This is a genomic window from Deltaproteobacteria bacterium (assembly GCA_019309045.1).
In the GTDB taxonomy this organism is placed as follows: Bacteria; Desulfobacterota; Syntrophobacteria; order BM002; family BM002; genus JAFDGZ01.
This window is the reverse complement of sequence record JAFDGZ010000104.1, coordinates 1-8,624: the sequence shown is the minus strand read 5'-3', so window position 1 is coordinate 8,624 and position 8,624 is coordinate 1. Positions and strand designations below refer to the sequence as shown.

At 50.1% G+C, this 8,624-nt stretch carries 8 protein-coding genes; 1 reads left to right on the top strand and 7 read right to left on the bottom strand.

Annotation, left to right across the window (positions count from 1 at the left end; translation table 11 throughout):
- Nucleotides 1-446: 446 nt before the first annotated feature.
- From JRI89_15395 to JRI89_15365, 7 genes are all read right to left on the bottom strand, one after another.
- Nucleotides 447-1,622: a M28 family peptidase gene (locus JRI89_15395; protein ID MBW2072623.1), complete on the bottom strand. Its 1,176-nt coding sequence runs from the start codon at nucleotides 1,620-1,622 to the stop codon at nucleotides 447-449.
- A 13-nt stretch (nucleotides 1,623-1,635) separates the two neighbouring features.
- Nucleotides 1,636-2,349 carry an ABC transporter ATP-binding protein gene (locus tag JRI89_15390; GenBank protein MBW2072622.1) on the bottom strand — a complete coding sequence of 238 codons (714 nt, stop codon included), beginning with the start codon at nucleotides 2,347-2,349 and terminating at the stop codon, nucleotides 1,636-1,638.
- Nucleotides 2,339-3,058, bottom strand: a complete 720-nt coding sequence (locus JRI89_15385) for an ABC transporter ATP-binding protein (protein MBW2072621.1) — start codon at nucleotides 3,056-3,058, stop codon at nucleotides 2,339-2,341. The genes JRI89_15390 and JRI89_15385 overlap by 11 nt, the downstream gene beginning before the upstream one ends.
- On the bottom strand, nucleotides 3,058-3,999 hold the full coding sequence (locus tag JRI89_15380) for a branched-chain amino acid ABC transporter permease (protein MBW2072620.1): 942 nt from the start codon (nucleotides 3,997-3,999) through the stop codon (nucleotides 3,058-3,060). The genes JRI89_15385 and JRI89_15380 overlap by 1 nt, the downstream gene beginning before the upstream one ends.
- Entirely contained in the window at nucleotides 3,996-4,904 is a 909-nt protein-coding gene (locus JRI89_15375) for a branched-chain amino acid ABC transporter permease (protein ID MBW2072619.1), read from the bottom strand. The genes JRI89_15380 and JRI89_15375 overlap by 4 nt, the downstream gene beginning before the upstream one ends.
- A 77-nt stretch (nucleotides 4,905-4,981) precedes the next feature.
- The gene (locus JRI89_15370) at nucleotides 4,982-6,205 is read right to left on the bottom strand and encodes an ABC transporter substrate-binding protein (protein MBW2072618.1); all 1,224 of its coding nucleotides are present in this window, start codon (nucleotides 6,203-6,205) and stop codon (nucleotides 4,982-4,984) included.
- A 64-nt stretch (nucleotides 6,206-6,269) separates the two neighbouring features.
- Nucleotides 6,270-7,274 carry a dihydrodipicolinate reductase gene (locus JRI89_15365; protein MBW2072617.1) on the bottom strand — a complete coding sequence of 335 codons (1,005 nt, stop codon included), beginning with the start codon at nucleotides 7,272-7,274 and terminating at the stop codon, nucleotides 6,270-6,272.
- Between the two features lie 328 nt (nucleotides 7,275-7,602).
- Here JRI89_15365 and JRI89_15360 point away from each other — a divergent pair, with 328 nt between their 5' ends.
- Nucleotides 7,603-8,328 (top strand): FadR family transcriptional regulator, encoded by a 726-nt coding sequence (locus tag JRI89_15360; protein MBW2072616.1) that lies wholly within the window; start codon nucleotides 7,603-7,605, stop codon nucleotides 8,326-8,328.
- Nucleotides 8,329-8,624: the final 296 nt, after the last annotated feature.

Below are 8,624 nucleotides of genomic sequence, written 5' to 3'. Positions count from 1 at the left end.
AAATCACAGGAGCAGGGATGGTGGGGACAGGATATTCCATACATTCCTGCGGAGTGACATACCTGTTCAGTGGCTGCGATGAACCATATCTGGAGAGTTTGAACCTGGACATTTTAGCAGTTGCTCTCACAGGTAGATCGAGACACTTGCCCATTAGCAACCGCAGAAAATTTTCATAACTGTCCATTCGAGACTGGAGCTCTCGAAACGAGCATGGGAAGGGCAGGACGCGAAAGGTCCGCTGTGTTCCCGGCGAGTGCAATAGAGCAATACTTAGCCTGCTTTCTGCCAATCTGGCCAGCGGATCGGGTGAAAGACAGCGAACCAACGGCAGGAACAGCTGCAGACTCCCGTTTTGCGAATGACTGGGCATCTCAGGCAGCAAGAGCGGGGCACAACCTGCCTCACAGCAGAAACGTCTGGAAGAAGCGCTAATATATGCACTATCAGGAAAAGGCACGGCCGATGTTTTCTATAAAAAGACGGGCAAGTGAAGCAACCTGTTCCAGCTTATGAGCACTCATTTGTGACGGCACATCGAGCGGTGTGTGATAGCGCTGGTCAGCCCCACAATTCGCCAGCCAGATAGCGGAAATTCCGCGCTCTACAAAAGGATGTTGGTCACTTGCAGCTCTCGGCGGAACATTCCAGCAGTCCACCAGAATAGTTTTTTCACGGACAATCGTTTCACAAAAGTCCACCAGGTCGGCAGTGACACCGATTTCAAGTTGACTGAGATTCGAACCAAAGGTGTCCAAATTGACCACTGCGCCAATGTTCTCCAAGTTGGAGTGGTGCGCCTCCACATAGCTTGCAGAACCCCAAAATCCCAGCTCTTCTCCGCCAAATACTACAAATTCTAGAGTATGTCCATGCGTCTCGTCCAGTATACGGCTGAGCTCGATCACAGTTGCCATACCCGCAGCATTATCCATGGCATGCACGCCGTTCCAGAAACTGTCATAATGAGCAGTGATGAGGATTTTTGTTGGACTTCGGCCCTTTCTCCATCCCACCACATTATGACCCTCTTTGCTTTCAATTCTGCCTCTAACCTCCAGTTTGCCTGTCAAAGAAGGCCGAGAGCCGAGCTCTTGCACAAGACGGCGACCATCGTCTCCACCAATCGCCACTGCCGGGATGGTGCCTGCTCGGCGATCAAGACGGGCACAGCCGCAGCGAATAGTATTTCCCGGAAGATTTGTCATAGACACAAAGCCAGCAGCTCCGGCATCTGCAGCTAGCGGGTAGGCAACAAAAGAGCGCAAATTTTCGGAAATGACAATGGCATTGGCCAACTTGACCCCGGCATGCTGCAAAGCCTCGATTTCTCTGGCTGTGCATTTTCCTCCGAACACAAGTGGAGCCTCCAGAGGTGTTTTCGTGGACAGTGACAGAGCAATCGGCTCGCAGGGCACTTCTTGGCCGTTGACAAGAAAAACAGCATGTTCAGGGGTGTAGGACAAATAACTAAAGCTCTGTAGTTCAACGATCAGTCCAGCCTTTCTAAATTGATCAGCCACAAAATCTCTCGCGTCTAGCGCTCCTGGCGTTCCCATCCACCGTGGTCCCAGCGAACAGATCTCCTCAATGGTGGCGTGTATTGCGGTACCTTTCAACATAGGCATGCTTCTCCTATAACAGCCAGCTGCTGACAATTTCACTCAGCTTGCCTTCAAAATCGGCTTTGGAGCCGTGCGCTTGAACTCTTCCCAGATCTAGAACGGTAACCATGTCTGCTATTTCCATGGCAGAGCGGACATCCTGATCGACCAGAAGAATGGTCCTGCCCTCCTCCTTCAGAGCGGCCAGCTCCGAATAAATGCTCTGGGCTACAATAGGTGCCAGACCAACCGCTGGTTCATCCACCAGTAGCAGCATAGGATTGGCCAGAAGTGATTTGGCAATGTCAAGAATACGCTGAAGTCCACCAGAAAGTGAGCCCACTTGCAACTTCCGACGATCCTTCAGCACAGGAAAACGTTCCAAGGCCCATTCTATTCTGTCGCGGACTCTCTTGCGGTCCCTTTTGAAAACCCAACAACCCAGTTCTAGATTTTCTGTGACTGTCATTTGTGGGAAAACGGCCCGGTCTTGAGGAATATAGCAGATGCCGCGTTTGATAATCTCATCAAGATTGATACCAGTAATTTCTTCCTCGTCCAGCCAGACCGCACCCTTTTGAGGTTTCAGCACCCCGGCAATTGATTTCAACAGGGTCGACTTACCAGAGCCATTTGGTCCGATGACAATAGAAATCTCACCTTGTGCCACGGATAGGTCCAGACCTCTCAGTACGAAAAGATCTTGTTGATACGCCGCGTGGAGATCTCGAACCTCAAGTTTCATGTCTGCCTCCAAGATAGGCGCTGATTACTCGCTCATCTTGTCGAACTTCTTCCGGTAGCCCATCAGTGATCAGAGTCCCACGATCCAGAACTACCAGCTTCTCACAAATTCTGAACACCGAGGACATTTCGTGACTCACCAGTATTATTGTCTTGCCATCCCGATGGAGCGTCAGAAGGTAATCTTCGAGTTGACTCTTGAGAACTGGATGCACACCTCCGAAAGGTTCGTCAAGCAGCAAGAACTTTGGCGTTGTCATCATCACCATACCGATTTCTAGCAGTTTTTTTTGTCCTCCGGAAAGTTTTTCTGCAGGGGTTGTCCTGAAGTCTTCCAGATGAATGGCCTCTAGAGTTTCCTGTGTTCGGCTATTGATGGTGTCGGCATCAAGACTCCCCTCGGTAAGGGCCGGAACCATAAGATTCTGCAGCACTGTGAGTCGATTAAAAACTTTCGAAATCTGAAATGTTCGTCCTATCCCTGCCTTATAGATCCTGTGCGGAGCTAACCTGGATATTTCCTGATTGGCAAACTTGATGGACCCCCCGTCTATCCTGTATAAGCCGGATATACAATTGAGCATAGTGGTCTTGCCGGAGCCATTCGGCCCTATGAGACCCACGAATTCCCCAGCACCTATGGACAGGCAGACACCAGACAATGCCTGCAGGCCGCCAAAATTCTTGCTAATTTCCACCAACTCTAGCATCAGCGCTGTCCACTCCTCATCACCTTTGGTTTTCCACTCCACACCTGATCCACCAGATCCACAAGCCACGGCAGGATACCTTGCGGAATGAATCTCAGAGTGAGCAACACCAGAGCACCGAAGATAGCCAGCCTCCATTCCGCGAAGGCACGCAAGTACTCGGTGAGAACCTGGAGGACCATGGCCCCGAGGGCTGAGCCAAGCAAAGATTCTATGCCTCCGAAGACGCTCATCGCCAGAATCAAGCCCATTTCTCCGATCATTGTCATCCGAGGGCTGACCAGGCCTATTACATGAGCATAGAAGCCACCGGCGAGTCCAGCAAAAGCGCTGGTAATAACAAAGGCAATCAGCCGATAATACGTGGTGTTCACCCCGCGGGTTGCTGCCCCGTCTTCATCTTCCCTCATTGCTAGCAAAAAAAGACCAAGTTTTGAGCGCAGGACAAGAAATAAACTGCCTATGGTAAAAATGAGGAGAATTAACCCTATAAAATAGCAAACCCGTTTATCGCCATTAAAAATAAGTGGGACCCTCAGACCATAAGACCCCCGGGTGAGTTCATATTCTGCAGTAAGAAAAATTCGGAAAATTTCAGAAAAGGCAAGCGTTGTCAAAGCAAGATAGGCTCCTCTCATCCTGAGAGTAAGGGCGCCGATGCCCAACCCGAATACGGCTGCCGCACAACTTCCAGCAATAATCGACAGGGGTATGGGCACCTGGAGCCTTATGACCAGAATAGCTGAAGTGTATGCGCCTACTCCAGCGAAGGCGGCGTGGGCAAAAGAAATAATCCCTACTTGGCCGGCGAGCATGGACCATGAAGTCGCTAATATCGCGTAGTAGAGTCCGATAATAGCAACATATAGCCAATAATCTTTGAACAGGAATGGGAAAAAGACTGCGTAAATCAATAGCGCACACACTGCGACACGTTTCATGCGCGCCTCTCACTTTCCCCGAAAAGCCCCTGGGGCCGGATCAACAATGTGAGAATCAACAGCAAAAGCCCGTAAGCGTCTTTATAGGCGAGAGCCCGCGAAGGATCAGGCAGTAGAATTGAGCCAAAGTTCTCCACGATCGCCAGGATGTAGGCTCCGATGATCGTTCCTTTGACAGATCCCATGCCACCGAGTACGACAATCACAAAAGCTTTCACCGCAAAAGGGACTCCCATCACCGGATTTACCAGAAAAATAGGCCCGAGCAGCGCCCCGCCAATACCGGCAAGAGACATGCCCAGGCCAAATGCCATACTGCGCATCTTGGCAACACTGATGCCATGTATGGAGGCTGCGTTGGGGTTTTGCGCCACGGCCCGAAGGCCTTTCCCTGTATATGTCTTGTGTAGAAAAAACAACAAAAGACCTATCACAATGAAGGCAATCAAGGCAGCGGTCAGGCGATCTCCAGCTATGATCAAATCGCCGAATTTTATGCGTCCTTTTAAAATAGCTGGTGGCTGGCGGTTGTAAGGACCGAAAATAGGCAGGGCCAGGTTCTGCAAGAAAATGCCCAGGGCAAAGGTGACCAGAATGACGTATTCATCGTAGCGCGCCATTCTTTTTTGGTATGCAGGCTTGAGCAATAATTTTTCGAGCACCACACCGAAAATGAAAACCCCGGGTATTGTGGCAAGCAAGGCCAGAGGCAGAGGTAGACCAAAGCCAAGTGAGATAAAAAAACTCGCTAGAAAATAATAGAGGTATCCCCCAATCATAAGGGATTCCCCATGGGCGAAGTTTACCAGTTTCAGGACCCCAAAAATGAGAGACAACCCCAGTGACATAAGGGCGTACAGGGTCCCTATGACCAGGGCGTTGATTAACTGGGCTAGCAACAGCATTGCACCCTCGAAAAACGGCCCCCCTCACAGTGATTCTGAGGGGGGCAGCATACCATGCAAGACAACCACTGGTCACTCTATTTTGGCGGGCGCAGATAGCCTTTCACAGTGGCATACTTTTCTGGCCAGAGAATAGCTGCTTGCGAAGGATCCTGACGAATCTTTGTATACTGAATAATGAACACGGGCACATCCAGCCACATGTGGTATGCCCAGGGAGGAGTCTTGTCTTTGGAAAAATTAATGGTTCCCCTGGTGCCTACCCAGTTGACCTTATTTTCCAGGGCATCAATTATTTTTGTTGCCTCAGTGCTTTTCGAAAGCTTGATTGCCTCTGCAATAACCATCACCGTGTCGTAGCCTTCCATGGCGACTGCATCAGGCTCACGATTATGCTTGGCTTTGAACAGTCTGGTAAATTTTTCTGAAGTGCTGGTCTTAGGAATACCTGGCAGCCCTGCAGGATTGCTGAGCACATACACGCCAGCCTCACCTACTGTATCCCAGAAACCAGGATAGAGGGTGTCCATACCAGCACCGAGCAGAGCACAGCTTTTTGAAGGTGCAAAACCAAGCTCATAGGCCTGTTTGATCATGAGCAATTCTCCTGCCCCGGTAAAACCATCTACCAGAAAATCCACAGATGGCGAAGCATTCTTGAGCTGCAGAAGCTGCGGCGTAAAATCTGTGGTAGTGCGTTCGGCAGAAAACGAAGTTACCTTGACGCCCGCCTTGAGCAAACTGTCTTTGAAGACTTTGATCACGCCCAGGCCCCAGTCAGAGTTTTCTCCAATGACAGCAACATGTTTGAACCCCGAGTCTTTGATCCAGGTGGCAGCCTTGGAGTATATCAGAGAATTGGAAACGGTCAGCCGGAATACCTGTGGATAGCCCTTGGCTGTAATGCCATCCGCCCAGGCCTCCGATATAACCAGGGGTAGATTGTACCTGTGGGCTACTTCGATCTCAGCCATTGCCACTGAACTGTGGGCCTCTCCTCCCACAGCCACCACTTTGTCGCGGCTGGCCAGGCGTTCCAGCACAGCAGTTCCCTTCTCGGGCAAGCCGCTGGTATCCCCAATCACAAGTTCAACCTTCTTGCCCATGAGACCGCCTGCATCATTGATTTCATCTGCTGCGATTTTCGCGCCGTCAACTAGAGCTTGGCCTGTTTCCACTCCACCCGGTGCAGAAAGAGGCGCAACTACACCAATTTTTATTACCTCTGCACTGTGTGCAGTGGCTACCATGAACAACGGTATCAAGACTGCTAGCATGGCACAAAGCGTTCTGAATCTCATTGTTTTCCCTCCTTCTAGTAAATGAAGACTCCCTCCCTGCCTGCAACCATCAACGAAGAGCAACTCATCTCCACAAGGCTACAAGACCTACATCGGCCATGGTCCGCAACCCTGGAGCTGCGCGGATTACTGCAGGTATAGAGTTTACAATAATTGCGCAGGTGGCAATGTCTCCGTTGACTCCCTTTTTTATATCCAGCTCGATCCTCGGTTCCCCTTCAATAATGATACGATCATGCGGATTTGCCTGTGACACAGTTGCCTCAAACAGCAAGCTTATGACTTCCGCTCCTCCCAAACGGCCACTGGCCATCTGGCGCACTCCAACCACCATTCCAGGTTTCACGGTAAAATGTGCAGTAACCACCTCGTCTGAAGCGATCACCGGGGTAATGCTTTCCTCCGCCTCCTCGAGCCGCCACCCCACCCCCGCAGCTAGCAGGTGCATTGACTCCATCAGGCCAACATGGCGGAGAACTCCGCCTCGTACTTTCTTTTGAAATTCAGGTACGCTCAGACCGGCACCAATCTTTTTTTGGAAAGGAATTCTTCTCTGCTGGGCGTTTTGAATCCGCTCTACTTCTATCCTCTTGATGTCATGACACACGCCTGTCATGACCAGCGGCAAAAAGTCCATGAGAAAGCCGGGGTTGACACCTGTACTCAGGACTGACACCTGATGCCTCCTGGCCAGGTCGTCAATCTGCTGAGCGAGCTCCGGTCGTGAGTACCAGGGGTAGACCAGCTCTTCACAACTGGATACCACGTTTTTCCCCGCCGACACGATGGTCGTTATTTGAGGCTGGATGCTTTGTAGTGTGGAGGTGGTGGTCAGAACGACTATCTCTGCTTCTGTCTCTCCCAGGACCTTTGTGGCATCCCCTGACACCTTTACACCCAATGGTTCAGTCAGGCCTGCTAATTCTCCTATATCCAGCCCAATTTTCTGAGGATCGGAATCGATGGCCGCTACAATGTGAGCAGCAGGTTTTCGCTGCAAGTACCTGGTAATTTTAAGACCTATTGGGCCAACGCCATATTGTATGACTCTTATGGCTTCAGCTGCCATTACCACCTCCCCAGGAGTTCATGTCATAGCGGTGCGAGCGAGCAGTGCAGACATCTCATATGCGTGTAGAGGACGGGTTGTACGGATCTGTTGTTGGGAACATGGCAAAACTGCAATCCATTTTCATGGGCATTTTCTAATAGCAGTCAAAATAGTTGCTGTTTTGAAGTACTAAGTCCAGACGTACAGGAAGAGTCGCAAAACTGTCTGGAAGAAATGGATGTTGTATAGCTTGTATGACAAGCTGGTAACTTGACTAGTAGCATACTCTTGCGATATGGTCAACAAAAAAACAGCTCAAAAAACCGCACATCCAAAGGCCTGCAAGGTGAAGTTCTCGAAAGAGCCAAATCTAGTAAGGGAACCTAGGCTATCAGAACAGGTCGCTGATTTTCTTGCTGCAGAGATAGAACTGGGATCGATTCGACCTGGGGAATCTTTGCCTTCAGAGGCTGAACTGTCATATCGCTTCAATGTCAGCAGGACTGTAATCCGGGAGGCTTTGGCCCGCTTGAAGCAACAGGGTATCTTGAAATCTAGGCAGGGCAGCAGAACAAGGGTGGCCAAACGTTCCAGACGCATCTTCAAGCTTGACTTCAAGGGAAGAGACAGGGCAACGAATATCGCGACTCTTTACGAACTCAAAGTGCTACTCGAAGGTGATGCAGCCGCCCTGGCAGCCATTCATTGCAGTGACAAGGACATTGAGTATCTCGAGTCCTGTCTGCAAACTCTAAAATCAGCAATGGAAAAAGGCCTCGATGGCACAAGCGCCAATTTCGACTTCCATCAAACAATGATTGAGGCCTGTAGAAATAAACACCTCATTGACCTCATGAAGTATTTGAACGAGAGACTGTGGGATCTGTTTGCCGAGGAAGAGGATCAACCGAGCAATCTTCGCTTGACTTCCAGTTCATTCGAGGAACACGTTCAACTGTTCAATGCTATATCGAACAGAGCCCCAGAACAGGCTAGACGGGCCCTTTATACACATCTTGAAAACGCAGCCAAAAGGCGGGGAATCAAGATCTTCCAGTCACGCACTCCTTGACAGACCGCACTCCACATGCCTGCAACTACAAACAAGGCAGCGCACAGCCATTTAATACGGCTCAATACTGTTGAGCAAAAATTATTCTTGCCACTAGTGGTCAGAATCTTTTAACGTATAGCTATACTACAATTAAGTGACTTGAAATCGCAGTCTGGTAAATATTGCAGGATCCCAAACAGGGAGCATCCAAATGGCAGTAGCGTTACAGAGATATCGTGGCAGCCAGATTTACTGCCTGGTTTATTGTCGGCTGCTCGAGGCGGCCAGGAAGAAAGAGGGAGTATGGTATGAGG